Here is a 22,430-nt window from a genome sequence, read left to right as displayed (position 1 = left end):
AATCTTAATTTGTGACAAATATAATGATTAATAAGAAAAAAAGAAAACAGCATAAGAGTTTCTAAGGCTCAAATGCTGTTTTTAATAATATAATTAGAAATTCGTTACTTCTTTTTGCAGGTTAACTTATTATAAAAATCCTGTCCAGATATTTCAAGTGTCATTGTGTTATCTTTCATTGAGATATTCCACACTTCTTTTTCATAATAGCTGGTTGTAGGATTTAAAGTTAGCTTATTATCCGTAATGCTCCATGTAAATGGATTAAAATCTTGGTCATCAGCATGTGTTCCTGTACCATCTTCATAGAATTTCAGAAAGAGGTCTGCATCCTCTTCTTTCCAACTATCTTTTTCTCCATTGTCATCAATTTCCCAGCCTTCATCACAGACAATTGTCCAGACACCAACAATGTCTGTTGAGTAAGAAGATGTATCTTCTTCATCATCGCTACAAGCTGTAAAGTTTACAGTTAACATGATCATTAATAAGGTCATTCCAATTAATCTAAATGTTCTCATTTTGAATTAAAATATTTATTGTAAGTAGAAATATATTCTGTAATTTGCCTAAACACATCACCTGCCATCAATCCACCACTTGTAGGTAGTCTCTCTTTATGGATGGAAACAATGATAGAATATTGGGGAACATTTGTAGGGAAGTAACCACAGAACTCTACAATATAGCTTCCATCTTCAAGCTGTACTGTTCCTGTTTCACCTGCAATTTGTATCTTATCAGACTTGGCAGGTTGTCCTAAGCCATCAGTTACCACATATTCCAATGCCTGTTTCAGACTGTCAATGTTGGCTTGACTTACTATCTGTGGATTGATAACTGTTGTACTGTCTTTGTAAAGTTGAGGTTGTACCATCTTTCCACTATTAGCAATAGCATTATAAAAGGTTAGCATTTGTATAGGGGTAATAGTTTGATTATATCCAATGCAGAACCATGCAAAGGCTGTATCACTCCAACCGCTATCTTTAGGAGTAACAAAGTATGCAGGTTTCAGATTAGCTATGCCTGCGATGCTGTCTGGTTTACCATAACTCATATTATTCAACAGATTGAAGTATGCTTGTGCATCATCTTCAAATGCTTTCTCCATTGTTTTATAAACAGCAATGTTTGAACTTGAAGCTAAACCTTGCTTGATAGAGATTTCACCATATCCACCTCTATGCCAATTATGGTCTTTTAATTCTCTATCCTGTACAGAATAGCTTCCATCGCCCACATCTACCATATTAGTTAATTTGACTTTACCTGTTTCCAATGCTGCCAATATGGATATAGGGTGCATCAGTGCTGATTCGTGTGCTTGGGAGAAGTTCTCACAAGGTTGGTAGTTAGCACTGTCTTTCCTTTCAAGTCCAACCATAGCCTTTATATGCCCTGTCTGGACTTCCATAATAATAGTTTGCCCAGATAAGGCATTAAGTTCAGATAGCTTGTTCTCTAAGATAGAAGTAGCTTTGGCTTGTAAAGTGTTGTCTATAATGGAGTTTGGTTTGCCTTTATGCGGTTGGAACTGACAAGAAGTTAATAATATTATAAATGTGAAGATGCCAATATTAATTTTCTTCATAATTCTTGATATTTTATTATTGATTTGTAGATAGAAGATGACTGTCCTAACATTACATATCTGAGAAAAAATTCATAAACCAATTCACTTTCTTGTTCTAAAGATTCTAAGTTAAATTCTATATTAGGATTGCTTTCAGCCTCTTGAAGTAATGGGATAGCTATATCTTGGTATTGGTTGAAAAGTTTTAAATAATCCTTTTCGTCAAGTCCATTCTTAGTATCAAACAAAGGTGTATATGTCATTTCTATATTGTCTTTCTCTATGCAAAATTGATTCAAATGGTTAAGTATTAGAAATGGAATTATTAACATATTTTCATCATTTACAGTTTTCTTATAATCTTTTAGAGTTGCTTCCATCATGCTTTGCAATAAGGAAATATTTGAACAGAAACAGAAAAAGAACCAATAAGCATATTCAGCTCTCATATATTTGCTATTTGAATCAAAACGTAAACCACGACATAATTCAAACATAGCTTGTATCATAAACGCATACTTCCTTTTTTTTCCATCGTAGGATGAATCTGAAAACATAAAGGATTGGATAGTACAGGCTATTCCTCTATCTAATAAGTGCTTATCATTGTAAACCCAATAATCTTCACTAACTTTCCAGCCTTCATTATCCAGATGTTCCCATAACATATTTGAGAATAATATCATTGAATCTTTATCTCTTTTTCTGAAAGCTACCCTAATATTGTGACAAATGCTATTTAGTTTCTCCATTTTTATTTTCTTTTTTCTTATAAGGATGAGGTATGTCCCCATTCTTGTAAATATCTATAATTGCATAAATTATAAAGTCTATCATCCATTCTCTTGTTGGATTGGGTGGATAATGGTAGAGTTTGCAACCCCAATAATGAACTTCAACCCTCCAAGCAAAAGACTTATTATCTAAAATATTTCTGTAATCTGTCTTGTCCTTAAAGAATATAAGTTGTATTCTATCTCCCCAATGCCTACCGTACCAAATAACCATATTGGTACATTCTTTATAGTAATCCTTTTGGTCTTGGTCTATATTAGATTTAATCCATATAGAATAAACGGATAAACATTGCTGATATGTATGGAGATTAGACTGCATTAAAAAGAAAGGTTTCCTTTTATTCTATGGTTGGCGTATATCATTCCTATGCAAAACATGGTTGTACATGTATCTTTCCATGCTTGCCATTTAGTTTGCCCATCCGTTGCATTATAGATATAGCATAAATCATTGAATGTATCTTCGCTACATTGGGTTAACCAACCGTTTATAATAAAATCTTCCCTCGCATCCATATTTATTGCATCTTCAACATTTTCTATTAACCTTGAAATGTTGTTTATTATAAATATTTGGAATAGGGCATTTTCATTTACAAAACCTCTTTTCTTAAATTCATAAGTAGCTAACATTCCTGCAAAAGCACAAGATTTGAAAATTAATCTCGTTTGCTGACCGTCAGGCAAAGTAGAGCGTACATTCTCAAAATATTGCCACATCATTTTAGTTATCCGCTCTGAAATGTTGTGTTCTATGGTGAGTAACTCTGGTATTTCCAAGACTTCGTTATTGGGAAGTTGTCCCAAATTCACACCTAAGTTTATGGCATTCTTTTTAACCTCTACAAGTCCTTTAATTCTTGATAATGCGTCTATCATATTTTGCATATATTATGCTCACCTGTCCCCTATGGATAAGCAATAATTAAAAAGCATTGAGGGACACATAATCAAACTACTATTTAATTATCAATGCTTAAAATCTATTGCAAATATATAAATATATTATTTACCCAAAAATATAAAAGGAATGAAAGTATATGAAGTTCTGTATTTTAACATTTGGACTATATAAAAGGAGTATTATAAATTTTATGTGGCTATATTATGGCTATTTATGAATGTTTGGTTAGCTGCCAATAACTCAGCTAAAAAATAGCCCGAATTCCATTTTAGGGTGGGTATCAAATTCACTGCTCCCCATATAAAGAGTAAATTCTGAATATTATTACCCACCTTGAATTCTTGAATTATTATCTTTAAGACTGCATATTATTGGATATTCAAGAACTGCTACCTCTAACATGATTAATAAAAATTGAGATAGTTATAAACTCTGTAAACTTATGGAATTGACTTACTTCTATAAGGTTGAAATGCCAAACTGCCAAGATTGGACTTTAGATGTATCTAAGCTCAATATTTCATTGATTTGGGACAGAACCATTCAGACCACTATAAAGATGTATCTTAATAATCCTGTCCCAATTCATTAGAAGCTCAAACAGTCATAAGTCTGTAAGATTTCTTCCTGCCTTAATCCCAAGTATCTTTTAGTAATGGCAACAGAACTATGATTAAACAGTTCCATGAGTTTTACTAATGCCAACTCTGCGTTATCGCTGTTCATGTTATAGACCTGTCTGCCAAAAGTCTTTCTAAGTGAATGGCAGCTAAAGTTCTTAATCTTTAACTTGTACTTCTTCTTTACCTCTTTAAGAATGATATTGATTCTCTGTACTGTGAAGATAGTGCCTTTCTGACTTATAAGAATTGGTGCATTGATTCCAACTGGATTTATATGCTCGTAGCACTCTTTGATGTGCTGCTGTAATTGGGGGTTCAGTCTGATAGTTCTTACTTTGCCTGTCTTCTTCTCAATTACTGTAAACTCGTCAGCACCTAATATCTGCTTCCACCTTAGAGATAGAATATCAGATATTCTTAATCCTGTGAAGCATCCCAAACTAATAAGGAGTGAGATTTTATAATTCTCGTCTTTGGCTAACTTCCTTATGAGGTTCATTGCATCAGACCAAACAAGATAGTCTGCGGTTGTGCTTGAATATTTAAGTGACATAATGTTCTGTTTTATAATGAAACGAATAGAAGTGAATATTAATTCTGAGTTGGATTTACTAACTCGCTGATTACTAAAGGAACATTCACTAATAGCAGAAGTGAATATGATAAGGACACCCAACTTAGAAATTGAGTGTCCTTTACCTTATTATAATTCTCCCTCGTCTGCGAAGCTGTAATATCCTGCATCTGTTAATATGAGGTGGTCTGTTACTGTAATCCTCATAAGTCTTGCAGCATCCTTGACCTGTTTAGTAATCTCTATATCCTGTCTACTTGGTTTCATGCTACCACTTGGGTGATTATGTGCAAGAATAATGGCTACTGAGTTGGTGAGTAATGCAGCTTGTAGAATTACTCTGACATCAGCACAAGTTTCAGTAATTCCTCCCTCTGAAATGAGAGTGTAACCTAAAATTTGGCTGGCTTGGTTTAGAAACAAGACTTTAAAATATTCTTTGTAACAGATAGTTCCCTCCTTATAGGTAGGAAGTAAGTATTTATAAGCGTCCTCTGAACTGACTACCTTATGCAGTTTCTTGAATTTGGGTTTGTAGGACAGTTCCACTTCACCCACAGTATAATCTATATCCATAATGTACAATATTTAATAAGTTGGTAGAAATAAAGAAAGGACACCAAGTTAATGATGCCCTTTCCTCTCTCAATCAACAATCCACTCAGCCCAAGAACCAAGCGTATTCACTATCTCCTAATTTGGCACGTTGAATGCCTTGTACAAACTCTGTACAGTTAAGATTCCTCTCCAAGAAGTTATCAATGTAACTTGACTTTACAGAACCATTGAGCAGGTTTAAGAGCTGCCAGCCTGTAATGCTGTCCCCTGTACTCTTGAAGTTCACATCAGAAACGAATGCTCTACAAGCTGCATTAATCTGACTGTCTCCTAATAATAGACGAGGTAAGCGTTTCTGTTGGTTGGGTGTAAGAGCTTGATATAATCTCATCCTGCCTATTATTTGACAGAACTCGCTTGTTGAGATTGACATCTGCCCAAGTGTTCTTAACAAATGTAGGTCTTTGGATGGGTTGTAAGCATGGAACAGATTCAATGCTGCTGCATATAGTTCCTGTACGCTTAGGACTTCTATCTTATCCTGCAAACCGTCAGTGGTGAGCATGAGATTACTGCAAACTCTATTTCTAAATCCTATGAAGATTTTAAATCTCTCAACAGACTTCTTACTGTACAAGTTAATCTCGTTATATGTTCTCACTCCACCAATGGATAATGCTAAACGATTACCGTATTCATCGTGTACAATGGATGGAATTTCAAAGCAGAAACACATTCTCTGATAGAACAAAGTTTTCTCTTCATCAGTCAGTTCAGAAGCCTTCTTACCTAATGCACTTGGTATTCTACCATTGATAGGGTGTGAAATTCTAATCTCTGGCATATCAAACTGCTCTCCATGAAAGTAATCTTTAGCTGCATCCACTACTGCACCTATAAAGGATTGGTGACTAATAGTTTCTTCCATTGATGCAAAACTTGGAATGATGCAGTCTTGTTGTAGGTGCTGTAAGGTTACTTCCTGCGTATTCGCTTCAATGAAATGGTTTACTTTCTTGGGTGCTGTAACTTCTTCTACAATGATTGCTTCTTCTGCAAACTCACCCATGTTTAATGATTCTCTACGCTGTGCCATAGCTGGCATGATAACTAAATTTCTCATAATGATAAACTGTTTAAATGATTATTGATTGATTTAACTCTGAATTGGTAAAGTCCATATCGTTTTGGATTGCTCCGTTACGATTTGAACTTTACTACAATTCGCTGAATTACTTTTAAGTGATATTACAATTAGACTATATTACCATTATGTCTGTATTGTGTATCTCTTTAAGAAGTCCATGAATGATGTGAGGTGAATAGTAAAATTTATAATGGTTGAGGGGGTGGGCAGGTGTCTGACCAATTCCGTTTTTATTCTGCTTGGTGAGAGGGGGTATAAATTAGGGGTATGGTATCTCGTACAACATTTTGGTGATTGGGGCTATAAAATCCATTTTTTACCTTATATATTGTCACATTATAAGATTAAATCTGGCAGTTCTTCCTTGTCCTTTGCCTCCTGCTTCCTGCCTACCAATCCACTTGATAATGATTTCATAAGAGCGTGCATATTTTTAACTCCCTCAAAGTTTTTCTCCTTGTACTTCTTATAAATCATGCACTCCCTTGAAATGGGGTTTCCTCTGCTCTCGTTAAATGCTATCATGTGTTCAAAGACAGCTTTCACTTCCTTCACATATTTATCTTTGGGTAGGTCTATTATAAGACCTTTGGCTTTTAAAATGATTGAATCTCCAACTTCATCCAATAAGTCCATATCCCTTAGTTGGTCTATATATTTATCCATAGTACCATGCCCCATGTGAATTAGCTCTTTCAGTTTTCTTACAGATAAGGTAATAGTATGGCTGTGTGGCTCTGCTGCACTGAACAGTTTAAGGATGAATCCTCTGAGTTTTAAATCCAAAGTATTATTATATGAATCGTAGAACTCCCTGTTAATTCTTCTGTAATGCCCAAAGCAGACAGGAGAGAATATATAATCAGTCCAAGTTCTGTCATTCCTGCCACTATCCTTGTTCTGTATGGTAACTTCCCCTGTGGCTCTTAACTTGTCATTGAATGATTTGGAACTCTTACCACCTTTATAGTTGGCAGGTTTATCACCAACGAATGATGCAAGTTCGTCTATTGTAGTGTCAGTGGTCAGTGTATATTTGTCTGCTATCAATAGTAACACGTATGTCCTGTAAACATCAGCACAACCCAATTTCTGAATCAGATTATTGCTCATTACTGTATATTTCTTGAATGGTAGCTTCATAAGGCAATCGCTCAATATGTTTGATTAAAATAATTTGGTTGGTCTTTAATAAGAATCTCACTTTAGAGGAGCTTAACCTGTTGGATTTCCTAAGTTCGCTCAGCTTGTCATAAGAATTGTTGTTATAAATCCACATATCATCAGTTTAGGTTACTCCCAGCTTACAGATTACCTGTGCGGTGTCCTTTAGGACATTGCATGGGTCTTATTGGATTGTAGCGTAGGAATGTAGAGAGGGGGTGTTTAGACATGCAGTAAAAAGTGAATAAGCACACCTCCTAAATTAGACAATATGAATCTCTCTGCTCCAATTTTTATCTTGTCAGTAAGCCAATTTCTGCAATGCAATATAATAGGTCGTAACCTTTCCATTCTTCTTTCTCCTTGTCTTTAGATAGTTATTAAGATTAGCCCATAGTCCAATATGAACCTTGTTATCTTTTACTCCCTGTTTAAGAGCCTTAACCCTTATCTGTTCATAAGTAAATTCTTCCATTTTGGATATTCTGAATAGTTCGTAGTCTGCTTATCTGTGTAGTGGAATTATCTGTTTGTGGTACTGTAAAGTTAGTAATTCCATGAGTGAGGAACTAATGATAAGACCACATATTTAAGAATCAGACTTTAGACTATTCAGAATGTCTAAGAACTTGGGAAGAGAAAGCCCACCTGCCATATGGGCTTTGCTGTTGGTTTGTTATGCGGTTTCCTCAGACTTGTTGTTACTCTCATTCATATATTGGAACCATTTCTCAAAATTCTTATAATATTGTTTGGCTTCTGCACTACCGTCTGGCTTCTGATTATCAAACCACACATTTTTATCAATCAAGGCAATCAGCTGTTGGATTTGGCTAATCTCTGGTTTGTACTCATTATAGAACAACTTAAATCCTTTGGTTAATCTTCCATTATCGTATGTGGATTCAGAGATTTTACTGCTCTTGAAAGCCTTTAGAACTTTATCGCCTAACTCTTGGGTTGTAGCATCTAACTTTAAGGATTTGGGCAGTCTGTTTATGCCCATTTTAAGGTCTTTGGCGACATTGGCTTTAACCTCTGGTTGCCCCAAAGTATAAAGGCTATAGATTACGTCAGACTTCAATCCTGTTTCTTGAATTTGCGCTTCAATATAATCAATTCTCTCGTTCCCTGTCTGGAGCTTTGACTTGCCAAAGTCTTTGTAATTCCAAGGTCTGCCATTGTTGATAGAAGCTGTAAATAATGCTAAACTCATATTCTTTGGTTTCTTAACGGTTTCAGTCATTTCTTCCTCATTAAAATTAAGAAGACCTTCTGCCTCTAATATGAACATGGCTATTATCCTGTGTTGTCCATCCACTGGGGCTTTAGCTGTTGCTCTTTCATTGACATCTGTAACTTCCTCTGTGTTCAGCATCCAGTTATCTATTGAAAGAGGTTTGGCATTGGACTTGGGAACAATGGAAACCTTTAATAATTTCTCTCCTGTTAAATCCTCGCTGCCAACTAACTTAATCTTACCCATTGCAGCATTAAAGCCATATTTCTTAATCATGGAATAGCACTTCTTTACATTCTCTGCTACGATTTCACGATTGCTGCCATAAAAATAAATAGTCATCATATATTCTTTGCAGTTTTTAGACTGGTGCGCTCCAGCTTTAATTGATTTTGATGTTGCAAAGGTCGGAACTTTGGAGAAGATTAAGAGAGAGTAAAATTTAAGGGGATTTGCTTCTCTCTTAACTTGTCTGCCTTGCAAGTCCTGTTCCTTTGATGCTGCAAAGATGGAAAGAAGTCATGAGGATTAGGGAGAGTAAAATTTAAGGGAGATGTTACTCTCCCTTAAATGAATATGCTCTTAATAGATTCTGTTTTTGACGTGTGTCAGTTTGCTCTTATTACTTAGATAGCCTTTTAATGTGCGCTCATCCAGATTAAACTCCTCATTTGGGGAGATTCTTGTCAGATAAATAAGCCTTGATATTAGGAATGTAACATTGTAGGAAACTTCATTGTTCCTGCTTCTTCGCTTTTGTGTTGTCATGATTCCATTAGGGAATGGCTGTAACATAGACTTGAACAGCAGGGTGAAATAGCGTATTTGGCTACTATTGGATTCTGTATTGTTTGTTTCTTTTAAGGGTACTTCGCACATTGCTATCATATCTTCCAATTCCATATCGCAGAATGATTGGAAGCTCTTTTCACATAAGGACAACAAGTAACCAATGGTATTGGGATGCTGTATAGTCTGCACTTCTTTACCATTTATTTGAATGGATAATGTGATGTCTTTACTGAATTGTATTTGGTCTGTCAGTGGATTCTCTCCAACTGCCTTATATTGAGATAACAGTCTGATAAAACTATTCAGTTCACCTATGGGTGACGGAGCAAGTTCTTGGGCATTGAAACATTGCCCTTGTGTGTAATCCCAAATAAAGAGGAGAAGAAACCAAAACTTGTCTGAATCTATTTCCAAACCAGCAAGGGTTGGTTGTATCTCTTTGTTCTTCTTATATTCTTCATAGGTTAGTGGCATTTTAATAAGCCTGTTATTGTATCGTTCCTTAAAGGTGGGTAAGGCTTCACTTCCCTCCAATGCTCCTCCCTTGACTTTTTTAGGCAGGGCAGGGTGTATCAGCATGGCAAGTTCCCAAACATAATCTAATAGTGTATCTTCCTCCTTTGCGTCAGTAATAGGGTAAACTGCATCTATATTGGTAAATTTATTTATTGGATTCATGTCTTTACTATATGGTTTGGTGGCAAAGATAATAAAAAAGAATGAGGTTATTCTTTCTTTAATGGTCTGTGCCTACCATCCAATCCAGCTTTATGAAGTTGTTCTAAATATCTTTCTCTATAGCTAAGGTCAAGATGTAAGGCTCTTTCTTTTGCAAGGTCTGATTTAAGGTATTCTTGTAAAGTCATAGTCTTTGCTTTCCTAATCATTTCTATGCTAAAGTTCTTCATATCACTGGACTTTAAAGTATCGTAGTTAGCTGTTATAAGTCCTTTTTCATCAATCGTCCAGTTATCTAATAGGAGAGAAGCCATTGCAATGTTTCTGACTTTCGTAATAGCTATATAAAATTTAATTCCATTAAGGAACTGTACAATATAATATCCCTGCATGGTAGTGACAGGAATATAATTCACTCTCTCTAAATATTTATGATATAGTTCTCCTTGTTCTTCGATGCTGAGGTTTTGAAGTTTCTCTTTACCATTGTTATCTTTAATTCTTTCGATGTCTGCCATCTTTTTACTCTGTGACTTTTTATATTTTATAATTTCTTTATCAATAGATTTTATCTTCTCATCTAACTGGTTCTGTTTCTCTTGGATAATGTTTAAAAGGGTAGGGTTGGTGGTCAGTAGAAACTTATTGGCATTATCTTGGCTTTCGTTAGATAAGTTCTCTTTATCAAGATATAGGGTAGATAAACGTTTCTCAATTCCAGCTATTTCCTCTTGTAGCTCTGTAACTCTATTGTCTGTTTGGTTCCTAAAGAAGTTGATATATTCTGCTGTATGCATAGATTTGAAAAGACTATATAATATTTCATTCGTAAGGTCGTAAGAAACTTCATCAATATTATATTTACAGAAGTCTGGATGAGATTTCCTATCAACACAGCTACATCTATATGTTAGTTTTGAAATTCCTGCTGCTGGCTTTTTGTCTTTTACAGTCATGGCTCTCCCACATCTACATCTGATGATTCCTTTTAGTGGATTATGATTGACTTTTCCAGTTGGTGTACTTTTATAGTTGTTTTTAATCAACTCTTGTGCTTTCATAAAATCCTCTTCACTGATAATAGGTTTTATTCTAACCTCGATAGTATAAGGTTCTTCTCTACCTAATCTCTGTGTTCTTCTTCTGATTCCTCTATAAATATCACTATGGATATAGTTGCTTAGAATGGCAACAGTGCTGTAATATCCTCTAAAAGTAATATTCCTTTCATTGAAATATCTGGCTACTGCTCCCAGTGTCTTACCAGAGTTTACTAAAGCGAAGAGTCTTTTTATATTCTCTACTTCTTCTGGTACTTCTTCTAAAATATATTTAGGACGTTTCCCATTGGGATTAGGAACTGCTTTATATCCATAAGGTATTTTTTGGTCTACAACTGCATAAGGATAAGCTTGGAAGAGAGCTTGCTTCCCATCTTGGTTCTTCTTTTTAATATCCAATCTTTCTTGTGCTGCTGCCCATGCTTTGATAGTGAGGATAAGTATTTCTGTAATGTCTAAAAGTTTATTAGCTTCATAAATTTTACTGGGACTATCTAAGAGTATTACAGATAATCCTTTATTAATAATCTGTTGAATGTTGTAAACTGTCTCTGTTACATCTTCTTGCCTGCTCAAACGTGATAACTCAGAGATTACTATCATGTCTGCATCTTTGTAGGTTTTACTTTGTAATTCGATATAACCTTTTCTGTCTGCAACCACACCAGAGATTCCAAAGTCCTCAATAATTTCAATTAACTCATAATTGTTGTTCTCACAGAACTCCTTAATCTTTAGCTTTTGTCGAGATAAGTCTTGTTTTGTAGTAGAAACTCGTGCGTATCCTATAATTTTTACCATAATGTAATATATTGATTATAAAGCAAATATAGGTATAAAATTTCACTTGGGCAAGTCTATTTAGTTAAGTGAATATTTTTGTTTGGTTCCAGCCAATCGTATCGGGTTTATTGGTAATGGTGGTCCTTTCTCGCTGATACAATTAAAGATTATTCAGGAAGTGATTACACTCATCATTTTCACAGTATTTACTACGGTTCTTTTCAAGGGCGAAAGTTTGCATTGGAATCATTTTGCGGCATTCATTTGTCTGGTACTTGCGGTGTATTTTGTATTCTATAAATAGGTAATTTATCGAAGCGTAGTTTCGTAGTGATTAGTGATTAGTGTTTAGTGATAAGTGATTAGCACCATGCGGAATGTAGCGCAACCCGCTAATCACTTATCACTAAACACTAATCACTTGTTATAAACCTTTTCATCCCTTTCGTATAGTATGTTTGAAGTTCTCCCTTCTCGTCCGTGTAGATAAAGCAGGCATCAATATCCGGGTGGGCATCGGCAAACCGTTCGGCTTCTTCCAATCCCATCACCATGAAAGCGGTAGCATAAGCATCAGCACTCATACAATCTTTGGCTATTACCGTGGCGGATAAGATGTTGTGTTGTACCGGATATCCCGTTCTTGGGTCTATGGTATGCGCATATTTCTTTCCATCCTTATAATAGAAATTACGGTAATTACCTGAAGTAGCAATACCCACACCCGTTACATTCAGTACCGTTTGTAATTCCTGATTGATAGATAGCGAATCATCTACCGGTTTATTGATACCGATGCGCCACAAATCTTTCTTTGGATTTTCTCCCTGGGCTACAATTTCTCCACCTATATCTACCATGAAATTCTTAATGCCTTTCTTTGCGAGAAATTGTGCTATTACATCTACGGCATATCCTTTAGCAACGGCACTACATGATAGCATCATGCGTTCATCCTGCTTCACGACCTTTCCCTCATTGGATAGGGTTACTTTGGTATATCCCGTAATGTCCAGTAGACTATCTATCATGGCCGAATCAGGAAATGCGCCTTTCTTGAAACCAAATCCCCAGGCATTGGCCAATGGGGCAACCGTAATGTCGAATGCACCATCCGTTTCTTTGGAAATTTCCATACTACGACGGAATACATTCGTGAAAAAAGTGTCCGGTACAATATCCTCGTTGCGGTTGATTCGCGTAATTGTGGCCGTATCATTAAAGGGGGACAGAGAGCCGTCAAATCTCTTCAATTCTTCGTCAATTTCAACTTTCAAGTCACCATCATACTGATAGGTTATATTATAAACCGTGCCGAATATCAATCCGTTTATTGTATAATAAGGTTGCGTACGGTTGTGACGTGCAAGTATCCAGATTGTTCCCAATACAAGCAGGGCAATCCATAAGAAATTTCTCTGTGCCTTCTTTTCCATAAGTGAAGTTTAACTAAAGAACAAGTGTTCTATTAATATTTTGGTTCCGATGATAATCAGGATAATACCTCCCCAGAGTTCTGCCCGTAGTCTTCGTGCAATGCCGCATCCAAAGCGGATACCGAATAGTAATCCTATAAGAGACATGGCGAAAGATACAAAACCGATGATAGAAATAGGAGGGAGTATTTCTGAGAAATCACGCATACCCAGAAATGCAAATGAGACTCCAATGGCCAATGCATCAATACTGGTTGCAACGGCTAATGCGAGCACAACTTTCAAGCTTTTCGGGTCGTATTCTTTTTTGCAATCTTCGTCCTTGAAAGACTCTCTGACCATGCGTCCGCCCAGAAAAGCAAGAATGGCGAAAGCGATCCAATGATCCAGACTCTCTATCAGATGGCTGAATGTGATGGCGCCTATCCACCCGAGGAGTGGCATGATGGCTTGAAATAATCCAAAGAAAAAAGCCATGGTCAGCATAGGCCGCCATAGCGTACGTTTCAGAAGAATGCCACTGGCTATGGAGACGGCGAAACAATCCATCGCGAGTCCCACGGCAAGAAGCCAAATCTCTAATCCGGTCATAGTTTTAGAATGGTAGTTTATAAGTGATTGTATAAGTTACGCCCATTGTGTTGGAGCCATATTTGCCGAATCCGGGTACATACCAGGGATCTCCGTATTCTCCTGTAGATGAACTTGTGCGGAATTTGAAGCGCAATCCCCAGCCCATATAGAGTTCTTTCCATATATGTGCACGAATGCCGACACAAAATTCAAACCATTGCATGGATCCTTTCATTCCTTTGTGGTTGAAGGGTAAGCTTCCACCCCAGATGTCATCTACCTGGTTCGGATTACCAATGCCTCCGCCATAGATAGGATCATCTACCGATAGGGTTGCTATATCATACTTGAAACTACTCATGGCGTAACGTAGTCCCACAAACAGGTAATTCTTGAATTTCTTTTTGAAAAGAGCGTTGTAATTCATTCCGATACGGAAATAAGGCGCATTACTCTTGTAGTGGGTACCATTGTCATTCCATGCATCGGTGCCGCCATATCCAAGTTCTACTATCGGGAAGAAACGGTTTTTGAGATTAACATCCACCGCTACTTCCGAACTTAAAAAATCACTTCCGAAAGCTTTGCTTCCGATACCCCATAAATCAACACTGACGGTCACGCCATTGTATAGCGGGAAAGCTTCCTCATCCACTTCTTTCTTTTGCTCTTTCGGCGGATTAGAGGCAGGAGGACGGTTGCTGTTTTGTGCTTGTACCGGAAATCCGGCCAACAAACAAAGCACCAGATTAATTACGATAAAAGAGCTTAAGATTTTCCGTTCCATAAATGCTTACTTCTGCTGTTTGAATATATATGGAGTCAAGTAGATGACGGCTATATGATCTGCCTGTGATGCTTTGTTTCATCTGATAGCCGCAATCCATTGAAAGGAAATAAGGCGTATTCTTCTGGCGGATGACAATCGTATCTTTTTTAATCTTAACGTCTTTGCTATAATGGAATACCAGTACGGTGGAGTCTGCCGTATAGCGTAGTGGTAATGATAATCCGTGTACTCTCTTCTGGTTATTGAGGATGATAGAATCTGTACCGAATGCGGTGATGGTGAGCGAGTCAAGAGTATCATTCACAACTCTTTCTGTCTCTCCGTCTATTTTATAAAGATAGCATTGCATCATCGGACGTGCATTCATTGAGCAGTCTTCTTCTTCCGAACAGGAAGAAACGATACTGATAATAGGATAAGCAATCAGACAAAGCAATATCAGTTTTACTAATTTTCTCATAGTCTTATATTGTTTTTTCTATTTGATATTTATTTCGTTCAGGGGCATTGCGTGAAATCAGTTCGCCAAGGAAGCCGGCAAGGAACAATTGTGTTCCGATAATCATGGCGGTCAGCGATAAGTAGAAGTAGGGGGAGTCGGTAACCAAACGGTAAGGCATCCCGCTATGCATTTGGTATAGTTTTGTAACGCCTACAATGACTACTGCAATAAAGCCGAAGATGAACATAAGTGAACCGAGAAGTCCGAAGAAGTGCATCGGTTTTACTCCGAAGGCTGACAGGAACCAAAGTGAGATCAGGTCCAGGTATCCATTAAAGAAACGATTCAAACCGCCGAACTTCGTCTTGCCGAATTTGCGTGCCTGGTGTTGAACAATCTTTTCTCCGATCTTTTTGAAACCGGCATTCTTGGCAAGGTAGGGGATATAACGATGCATTTCGCCATACACTTCAATGTTCTTCACCACATCTTTTTTGTAGGCTTTCAAGCCGCAATTAAAGTCGTGCAGGTTTTTGATACCGGATACTTTGCGTGCCGTTGCATTGAATATTTTTGTAGGAATGGTTTTTGAAAGCGGATCGTAACGTTTCCTTTTCCAGCCGGATACCAGGTCGTAATCATCCTCTGTTATCATCCGGTATAGTTCGGGTATTTCGTCCGGGCTATCCTGTAAATCTGCATCCATTGTAATGACAACATCTCCTTGTGCCTTTTCAAAGCCACAATATAATGCCGGAGATTTGCCATAATTACGGCGGAACTTAATGCCATGTACTGCATCTGATTCTCGACTCAGTTCTTCGATAATTTGCCAGGAGCGGTCGGTACTTCCGTCATTCACGAAAATAACTTCGTATGAAAAGCCGTGGGCTTTCATCACCCGTTCAATCCATGCGTACAGTTCCGGAAGTGATTCTTCTTCATTATACAAAGGAACGACAACTGAAATATCCATCTTTCTATATTACGATTAAACTGTTTTCTATATACACTATTTCTTTATCCTTATATTTTATCTTCCTCCGATATAATCTGCCGGTGGGCGCTTCATAACGAACAAAGCGGTGGGAATGGCAAGTAATGATCCCACAAAAACATTCATCGACATCATTTGCATCGTGATTTCTATCGGAGTCAGTGAACGCACCTGGCTTAAGCCTTCCCTTAATTGTTCAATATATGCATCAATGCCGGGCACTGCTTTATATGTAATTTCCCAAGAGTTCAACATCGTTTCATAGGAATTCAATATAAACCCTTGGTCAATAAAGCGGATATATATATAATGTGCCACGGCTGTAAGCAATGCGGCAAACATATACATAAATACGGTGAAAATCCATGCATGAAGAAAACTTATTGTCCCGCCACATACCATGTTCCGGTACATGCGCACGTAATAATACGCCATAAAGGGCACACATAAAGTTAGTCCTATAAAAATGGAAAAGAGAAATGGTACGCTAATACCCAGAGGGAACAGTATGAATTTCAAAATCCAAAAACCGCCCAAATAAGTGCCGAACAACATGGCATATCGTTGCAAGTAACCTTTGTTTTCTGTCATCTTTCATTAGGAATAATGGCGCAAAGGTATAAATAATATTGTTTGTAGCCCGTGTATTCTTGTTAAAGTTGAAAAAAGTTTGGGCAAAGTATTGCATGTTTCATAAAAATGCCTACCTTTGCACCCGCAAACAAGAAAAACGGGTAAGTCCTATACGGCCAGCTCCCTTCGAATCCTCCAGGGCTTGATCGCAGCAAAGGTAGTTGGTTGTAGCGGCGCGATATAGTAAGCTTGCCCACCCGCCTCTTTAGCTCAGCTGGCCAGAGCACGTGATTTGTAATCTCGGGGTCGTTGGTTCGAATCCGACAAGAGGCTCAAAAGAAAAGAGATACATTCTACAAAGAATGTATCTCTTTTTTTTATTTGTTTTTTGTAAAAAAAGTGATAGCTTTGCTTTGTAAAACCTAATATTATGATGCGGATATCCTCTTATTTCCTATATGTAACTCTATTTTTTCTTCTTTTACTCCCTTTGGGTAAGGCAGTTGCCGGTTGGAATAGCTTCATTGTTAATTTCGATAAAAGCCTTTATGGTAAAGGTGCTCAGACTTGGAAAATAGCTCCTTATGATGATCATTGGGTGTACTTTGCAAATAAGAACGGTATGGTGCAGTTTGATGGAAACGTCTGGACGGTATTTCCGATGAATAACTTTTCTGATGTACGTTCTGTACTGGCATCGACTACCCAAAAGCGTATCTATGCAGGTGGTATTAATGAGTTCGGGTATTATGAACCGTCGGAAGATGGAGAGTTGGTCTATCATTGTATGTCCGATACGCTGGAAAGAGATTGCCGTTTTGTTGGTAATGTCTGGGGAATCCACGAAGCTGATAATATTCTTTATATACAAGGTGATGATCGTGTAGTGAAATATCTGAATGGTAAATACACCGCTATTGAAATGAATGCTAAAATAGATTGTTCCAATATGGTAAATGGCATTCTTTATATAGGTACTGATCATGGCGTGTGGGTATTGGTTGGAAATACTTTCTTCCCTTTACAGGGGGCTGATATTCTGGCTTCCAATCGTATCCGTGGAATTATTCCTCATAAAGGTGGTGGTGTTATTGTGGTTACTGCTTACAATGGCTTGTTTTATTGCAACGGGCGTACCACAGTACCTTTTGTCACTGGTGCCGAAGATTTTATGTGTGAAAATGAAGTTTTCTGTGTGGCTGCTCAGGATGATAAAATTGCTCTGGGAACTATTCATAAAGGTCTGTTATTGATAGATTGCTCCACGATGGACGTAAAATACTTCAATGAGAATAACGGATTACGTAATAATACAGTGCTTTCTGTAGCCTTTGATAGCCGGGGTAACTTGTGGGCAGGGCTGGATAGCGGTGTGGACTATGTTTCTTTAAGTTCCTCTTTCACCAATCTATATTCGTATCCTTATTCTTATGGTACAGGTTATACGGCTGCTATGGAAGACGGCTATTTGTATCTGGGAACTAATCGTGGTCTTTATTATACCTCTTATCCGGTGCGGTTGAACGGTAATTTGCCGGATATCCATCCCATCCCCCAATCCAGTGGTCAGGTCTGGAATCTTTGTAAGATTGGAGATGATCTCTTTTGCCTGCACGACCGGGGCATTTTTCAAATAAAAGGTACGAACATGTACCGAATCACAGATATCACGGGCGCCTGGTATTGCCAGGAAGTAATGGGATATCCTGATCGTATGTATGTCGGTGTCTATAACGGCCTTTATCTTTTGGAGAAGCAATCGGGAGAGTGGCGTGTACTTTGCAAGATAGATGGCTTTCAGGACTCGTGCCGTCTGTTTGAACAAGAATCAGCAAAAGTATTGTGGATATATAATTCCGGTAGCATTACCCGTGTTGAATTAAGTGAAGAACTAACCCGCCAAATCAGCGTGAAATCTTATGGTGTGGAAGAAGGGTTTCCGGTGGAACGCCAGATTTACGTTGCTAAAATAGAAGGGCGTGTTTATTTTACTACTCCTCACGGCATCTATAAATATAATGTCCACAAGGATATGATGGAACCATGTAGTGACCTGAATAATTTGTTAAATGGTGCTGTCCCTTATACCCGATTGCTGGAATATCACGAACGTCTTATCAGTCTGAGTCCCCATGAGATCTGTATAGCTAATCTGGGAACTTATAAAAGAGGAGCCAATACCAGTATCAACCCTATCCGCCAGTCTTTTCTTGAACTGGGACAGGATTATGAGGCAATCATTCCTTTGTCCGATTCGCTCATGGTAATTCCCAATGAAGAAGGTTTTGCTTTGTTTACGGTTCCCGAAGTGAGGCATAGGCAAGATCTGACTCATTCTGTATATATAAGGAATATGTATCTTACTTATCCTAAGGATTCACTGGTGTATACAGCTAATTTTTTAGGAAAAAAGCCTTCCCTCCTGGTTGACTACACATCAAATTCCGTTCGTTTTGAATATGGACTTGCCTTTTTTGATTTGGATGGTGATGATATTCGTTTTCAGTATCGCTTAAATAAGGGAGTCTGGTCCGACTATACTACTGTGCGTATTAAAGAGTATAGCAATCTTTCTGAAGGTGACTATACTTTTGAGGTGAAGGTTATTTATCCGGATGGCACTACCTCGTCGGATGAACTCTCTTTTCGTATCCTTCCGCCGTGGTATCGTAGTGTAGCTGCTTATGTCTGTTATATTATTCTTGCATTCTTAGGTTTGTGGTATATTTACCGTTGGGATGATATTCGTGTGAAGCGTAAAAAAGAGCAGGCAGTTGTAGAAAAAGATAAGGAACTGCATGAAATGGAAAAGGAGTTTGAAGCTGATAAAGCTCGCCGTGAAAAGCAGATCGTACAGCTGGAAAAAGAAAAGTTGGAATATGACCTTCAGCACAAAAGCCAGGAGATGGCCAACCTGATGATAAACTTTGTTCGCAAAAATGAGATGCTGACCGAGATTAAATCGGAGATCATCAAAGTGGCTTCTTCGTTGAGAGGAGAGGGGGCTCGCGAAGGCAAGCAACTCCTTTTAGTCATCAATAGCAAGATAGATTCCAATATCCAGAGCGATGAAGTTTTGAAGCGTATCGAAGATCAATTCGATTTGATTCATAATAATTTCATGAAGCGGCTTCATGTCCGTCATCCCGATCTCTCTAATAATGAACGCATGATGTGTGCCTATTTGAAGATGAATCTCTCCACTAAGGAAATTGCTCCTTTGCTGAATATCTCCGTTCGTGGTGTCGAAACCATTCGCTACCGCCTGCGTAAGAAGTTTGGTTTGGAGCGTGAAGATAGCTTGACGGATTATTTGAGTAATCAACTGTAGAGTTTGAAAAACAAGTTCTATCTTTGTCAGTGCTTTTTGATGTGCGTTTTAGATGCATAGAGCTTTCTTTGAATAATGTTTTTATTATAATAGAATATGAAACCCGATTTTGACTACAGCGAGGTGCCTTACGCCTTCGCTCATTGCTTTAACACAAAATGTCCACGCGCCGCCAAATGTCTGCGTTACCTGGTAACCTCCTACATTCCTTTGCAGCTCACCGTTGTTTGTGTTGTGAATCCTGCTCTCACAGCTTCTCAGGAAGTTGAACCCTGTTCCTTTTTTATACCTGATCGTATGAAACGCTATGCCTCAGGTATCACTCATCTGCTGGATAAGATTCCGCATGCCGAAGCTCTTGTCATTAAACGTGAGATTTATAATTTCCTTGGCAGAAATATGTATTATCGCATCAAAAACCATGAACGTCTTGCTACTCCTGCCCAGCAGGAGCACATTCGTCAGATTTTCCTTAATCATGGAATCAAGGAAGAACCTGTGTATGACACGTATGTGGAGAAGTATGATTGGGAGTAAGATCCTTGCTACTATATTAGGCGGTAATAGCTCTGCTTTTTCTCAGCTATTCTCACCGTATTGAGAATATTTTCTCAATACGGTGAGAGTCTTTACTCAAAGAGATGAGTATTTCTTCTCAATGTGGTGAGAATATATTCTTTCTATAGCGAGAAAAAGCCGTTTAACTTAGATGGTAGTTGCTTAAAGCTTGCTCTGAATAAAGAAGAATTTCAATTAGATTAATTTTTTGGGAGTTGGCGAATTGTAATAATGAAAATATCCTTAACTTTGGCCGGGTATTTTTTATAAAACACGAAAATAGCACTTTTTTAAGATTCGCATTATGGTTGGAGATAACGACGAAAAACTAGTATGCCAAAGTTTTCATTTGACGGGAATTGATGGAAATCCGCTGGTGAGTGCATCAATTCATATTAGATACGTTGAAAGAAGACGTGAAGGGATTAATATAGCTACTGATATTATTACTGATAAAAAAGGAGTAGCGGAAGTTGCTTTACCTGTAAATGGAACTGGGAGCTTTATAATCTCTCATGGGCATTACCATTGTAGGGGCCTGATAAATTTGGATGAAACGGATGTTTCTACAAAAATCAGTTTTAAAGGGTTTAAACTCGTTACGGCATCAATAACCTGTCCTGATATTCCGAAAAATGTAAAGGTCGATTTCCGGGTTTCACCTCAGGTTGTTGCTTCTGCAGGGCAACTTAGTCATTTGCTGACTTATACTTCACCGCTTGTCAAGAATAAAATCGGTATTTGGAAAACCAGGATTTATGTTCCCAAAGGAGCTTCTTACTGGTGTTTTGGTGGAGATTCTGTGTACGCAATAGCTGATACTTTTGAGGTGAGAGAGAATGTAGAGGTAAAGGTTATATTACCTTCGTTCACTCGGATAACTTTGGGAATGAAGAATGCCCCCAGAAGGATAAAGTATAATATACAGCTTAATCAAAATGGATTGAAAATAGGTTCCTATGCACCTGGTTCTAAAGTATATTTGCCTGATGGTGACTATACTTGTACAATAGATTCTATGTACAAAGAAACTTCTTTTCAGAAATTTGATGCAAAGGGAGAACCTAAAACGGTTTATTTTGATTACGCTGTTCACTCTGAATGTGCACCGGTCAGGGTGACAGGCAAGGCGCCGGATATGAAGATATGGATTCCTCTTCTGGATTTTATTCCATTGAATGCGGGTGGTTCCTGGGATAACCGTTACAGGTTGAGGATGCGTGCTTCAGGTATGCTACCGGTGGGCACTTACGAATATCGTTCAGTTGATTCTCATTATCAGGTCAGAGGTGTGTTTACTGTAGAGAAGGATAAAGAGAATCTGCTTGTTTGTGATGCGTCCAAACTTCAGCAAATCATATTTGAGAAAGAAAATAAGGAGGATGCCGGTGGGCAGGTAGAACTGATTGATGAGACGATGTCATTAGTCGCATATACCGCAGGTGTGTCCGGTTCTTTCTGGGCATCTCCCGGTACATATATTCTTCGCGGATTGAAAACAAAGACGGTGAAAGTGGTTTTAGGAAAGGATGCTCCGGCAAAAGTAGTGCTTGAACCCTGTAATGTCATAGGGAAAACGGCCCTCTGTACTATTAAACCACCCTGTGGAATTGCTTTAAGGGATGCTGTTGTAGAAATAGATGGAGAACCTTTTGTGTATTTAGGACCGGAATCTTATGCATTACATACATTTCCGGGTGAGCATACTTGCGTTGTCAGGAGGACTGGATTTAAAACTTTCATAGGAAAGGTGTTGCTGCCTGAATCGGCAGGTGCTTATAAAATTGAAATGGCTTTAATGCCTGATAGCAGGCCGAAATAAGTATTACTAAA

The 22,430-nt window shown here is 37.9% G+C and carries 21 protein-coding genes, 1 tRNA gene and 1 pseudogene; 5 read left to right on the top strand and 18 right to left on the bottom strand.

Features of this window, described 5'->3' with window-relative positions; translation table 11 throughout:
• Positions 1-104: 104 nt before the first annotated feature.
• The 12 genes from BACINT_RS18270 to BACINT_RS18215 all read right to left on the bottom strand — a co-directional run bounded on the left by BACINT_RS18270 (position 105) and on the right by BACINT_RS18215 (position 11,915).
• Positions 105-521, bottom strand: a complete 417-nt coding sequence (locus BACINT_RS18270) for a lipocalin-like domain-containing protein (protein ID WP_007665759.1) — start codon at positions 519-521, stop codon at positions 105-107.
• Positions 518-1,594, bottom strand: coding sequence for a penicillin-binding transpeptidase domain-containing protein (locus BACINT_RS18265; protein WP_007665755.1), 1,077 nt, complete (start codon positions 1,592-1,594; stop codon positions 518-520). The genes BACINT_RS18270 and BACINT_RS18265 overlap by 4 nt, the downstream gene beginning before the upstream one ends.
• A complete protein-coding gene (locus tag BACINT_RS18260; protein ID WP_007665750.1) occupies positions 1,591-2,328 on the bottom strand; it encodes a hypothetical protein in 738 nt (245 codons plus the stop codon). Before BACINT_RS18260 ends, BACINT_RS18265 begins: the two co-directional genes overlap by 4 nt.
• Positions 2,312-2,584, bottom strand: coding sequence for a hypothetical protein (locus BACINT_RS18255; protein ID WP_229034579.1), 273 nt, complete (start codon positions 2,582-2,584; stop codon positions 2,312-2,314). Before BACINT_RS18255 ends, BACINT_RS18260 begins: the two co-directional genes overlap by 17 nt.
• A gap of 107 nt (positions 2,585-2,691) precedes the next feature.
• The gene (locus BACINT_RS18250) at positions 2,692-3,252 is read right to left on the bottom strand and encodes a hypothetical protein (protein WP_117911265.1); all 561 of its coding nucleotides are present in this window, start codon (positions 3,250-3,252) and stop codon (positions 2,692-2,694) included.
• 613 nt (positions 3,253-3,865) lie between these two features.
• The gene (locus BACINT_RS18245) at positions 3,866-4,453 is read right to left on the bottom strand and encodes a tyrosine-type recombinase/integrase (protein WP_007665745.1); all 588 of its coding nucleotides are present in this window, start codon (positions 4,451-4,453) and stop codon (positions 3,866-3,868) included.
• A gap of 150 nt (positions 4,454-4,603) precedes the next feature.
• A complete protein-coding gene (locus BACINT_RS18240) occupies positions 4,604-5,050 on the bottom strand; it encodes a JAB domain-containing protein (protein WP_007665743.1) in 447 nt (148 codons plus the stop codon).
• A gap of 85 nt (positions 5,051-5,135) precedes the next feature.
• Positions 5,136-6,155, bottom strand: a complete 1,020-nt coding sequence (locus BACINT_RS18235) for a DUF3871 family protein (RefSeq protein ID WP_007665741.1) — start codon at positions 6,153-6,155, stop codon at positions 5,136-5,138.
• 360 nt (positions 6,156-6,515) lie between these two features.
• Positions 6,516-7,322 (bottom strand): hypothetical protein, encoded by an 807-nt coding sequence (locus BACINT_RS18230; RefSeq protein WP_007665737.1) that lies wholly within the window; start codon positions 7,320-7,322, stop codon positions 6,516-6,518.
• Between the two features lie 697 nt (positions 7,323-8,019).
• Positions 8,020-8,928 (bottom strand): hypothetical protein, encoded by a 909-nt coding sequence (locus BACINT_RS18225; protein ID WP_044155109.1) that lies wholly within the window; start codon positions 8,926-8,928, stop codon positions 8,020-8,022.
• Positions 8,929-9,165: 237 nt separating this feature from the next.
• A complete protein-coding gene (locus tag BACINT_RS18220; protein WP_007665723.1) occupies positions 9,166-10,053 on the bottom strand; it encodes a hypothetical protein in 888 nt (295 codons plus the stop codon).
• Positions 10,054-10,100: 47 nt separating this feature from the next.
• Positions 10,101-11,915: a recombinase family protein gene (locus tag BACINT_RS18215; RefSeq protein ID WP_007665722.1), complete on the bottom strand. Its 1,815-nt coding sequence runs from the start codon at positions 11,913-11,915 to the stop codon at positions 10,101-10,103.
• Positions 11,916-11,985: 70 nt separating this feature from the next.
• Here BACINT_RS18215 and BACINT_RS18210 point away from each other — a divergent pair.
• Positions 11,986-12,201, top strand: a pseudogene (locus BACINT_RS18210) (DMT family protein); the annotation flags it as partial.
• Positions 12,202-12,310: 109 nt separating this feature from the next.
• Here the strand turns inward: BACINT_RS18210 and BACINT_RS18205 are convergent.
• The 6 genes from BACINT_RS18205 to BACINT_RS18180 are packed head-to-tail and all read right to left on the bottom strand — an operon-like array spanning position 12,311 to position 16,726.
• Positions 12,311-13,333 (bottom strand): FAD:protein FMN transferase, encoded by a 1,023-nt coding sequence (locus BACINT_RS18205; protein ID WP_007665718.1) that lies wholly within the window; start codon positions 13,331-13,333, stop codon positions 12,311-12,313.
• Positions 13,334-13,342: 9 nt separating this feature from the next.
• Positions 13,343-13,924: a manganese efflux pump MntP gene (locus tag BACINT_RS18200; RefSeq protein ID WP_007665705.1), complete on the bottom strand. Its 582-nt coding sequence runs from the start codon at positions 13,922-13,924 to the stop codon at positions 13,343-13,345.
• 4 nt (positions 13,925-13,928) lie between these two features.
• Complete coding sequence (locus tag BACINT_RS18195; protein WP_007665703.1) at positions 13,929-14,693, bottom strand: DUF6048 family protein; 765 nt, start codon at positions 14,691-14,693, stop codon at positions 13,929-13,931.
• The gene (locus BACINT_RS18190) at positions 14,656-15,156 is read right to left on the bottom strand and encodes a DUF6452 family protein (RefSeq protein ID WP_007665702.1); all 501 of its coding nucleotides are present in this window, start codon (positions 15,154-15,156) and stop codon (positions 14,656-14,658) included. Before BACINT_RS18190 ends, BACINT_RS18195 begins: the two co-directional genes overlap by 38 nt.
• 4 nt (positions 15,157-15,160) lie before the next feature.
• Entirely contained in the window at positions 15,161-16,114 is a 954-nt protein-coding gene (locus BACINT_RS18185) for a glycosyltransferase family 2 protein (protein ID WP_007665701.1), read from the bottom strand.
• A gap of 57 nt (positions 16,115-16,171) precedes the next feature.
• Positions 16,172-16,726 (bottom strand): DUF4199 domain-containing protein, encoded by a 555-nt coding sequence (locus tag BACINT_RS18180; protein ID WP_007665700.1) that lies wholly within the window; start codon positions 16,724-16,726, stop codon positions 16,172-16,174.
• Between the two features lie 241 nt (positions 16,727-16,967).
• On the opposite strand from BACINT_RS18180, the gene BACINT_RS18175 reads away from it, so the two are divergent.
• From BACINT_RS18175 to BACINT_RS18160, 4 genes are all read left to right on the top strand, one after another.
• Positions 16,968-17,041 (top strand) — tRNA-Thr (locus BACINT_RS18175).
• A 97-nt stretch (positions 17,042-17,138) separates the two neighbouring features.
• Positions 17,139-20,039, top strand: coding sequence for a triple tyrosine motif-containing protein (locus BACINT_RS18170; protein ID WP_007665699.1), 2,901 nt, complete (start codon positions 17,139-17,141; stop codon positions 20,037-20,039).
• A gap of 96 nt (positions 20,040-20,135) precedes the next feature.
• Positions 20,136-20,576 carry a DUF6078 family protein gene (locus BACINT_RS18165; protein WP_007665698.1) on the top strand — a complete coding sequence of 147 codons (441 nt, stop codon included), beginning with the start codon at positions 20,136-20,138 and terminating at the stop codon, positions 20,574-20,576.
• A 325-nt stretch (positions 20,577-20,901) separates the two neighbouring features.
• Complete coding sequence (locus BACINT_RS18160) at positions 20,902-22,419, top strand: hypothetical protein (RefSeq protein ID WP_007665697.1); 1,518 nt, start codon at positions 20,902-20,904, stop codon at positions 22,417-22,419.
• Positions 22,420-22,430 lie beyond the last annotated feature (11 nt).

Source organism: Bacteroides intestinalis DSM 17393, assembly GCF_000172175.1.
Taxonomy (GTDB): Bacteria; Bacteroidota; Bacteroidia; order Bacteroidales; family Bacteroidaceae; genus Bacteroides; species Bacteroides intestinalis.
The sequence above is the reverse complement of the archived record's forward strand: the minus strand, read 5'-3'. Positions and strand labels throughout refer to the sequence as shown.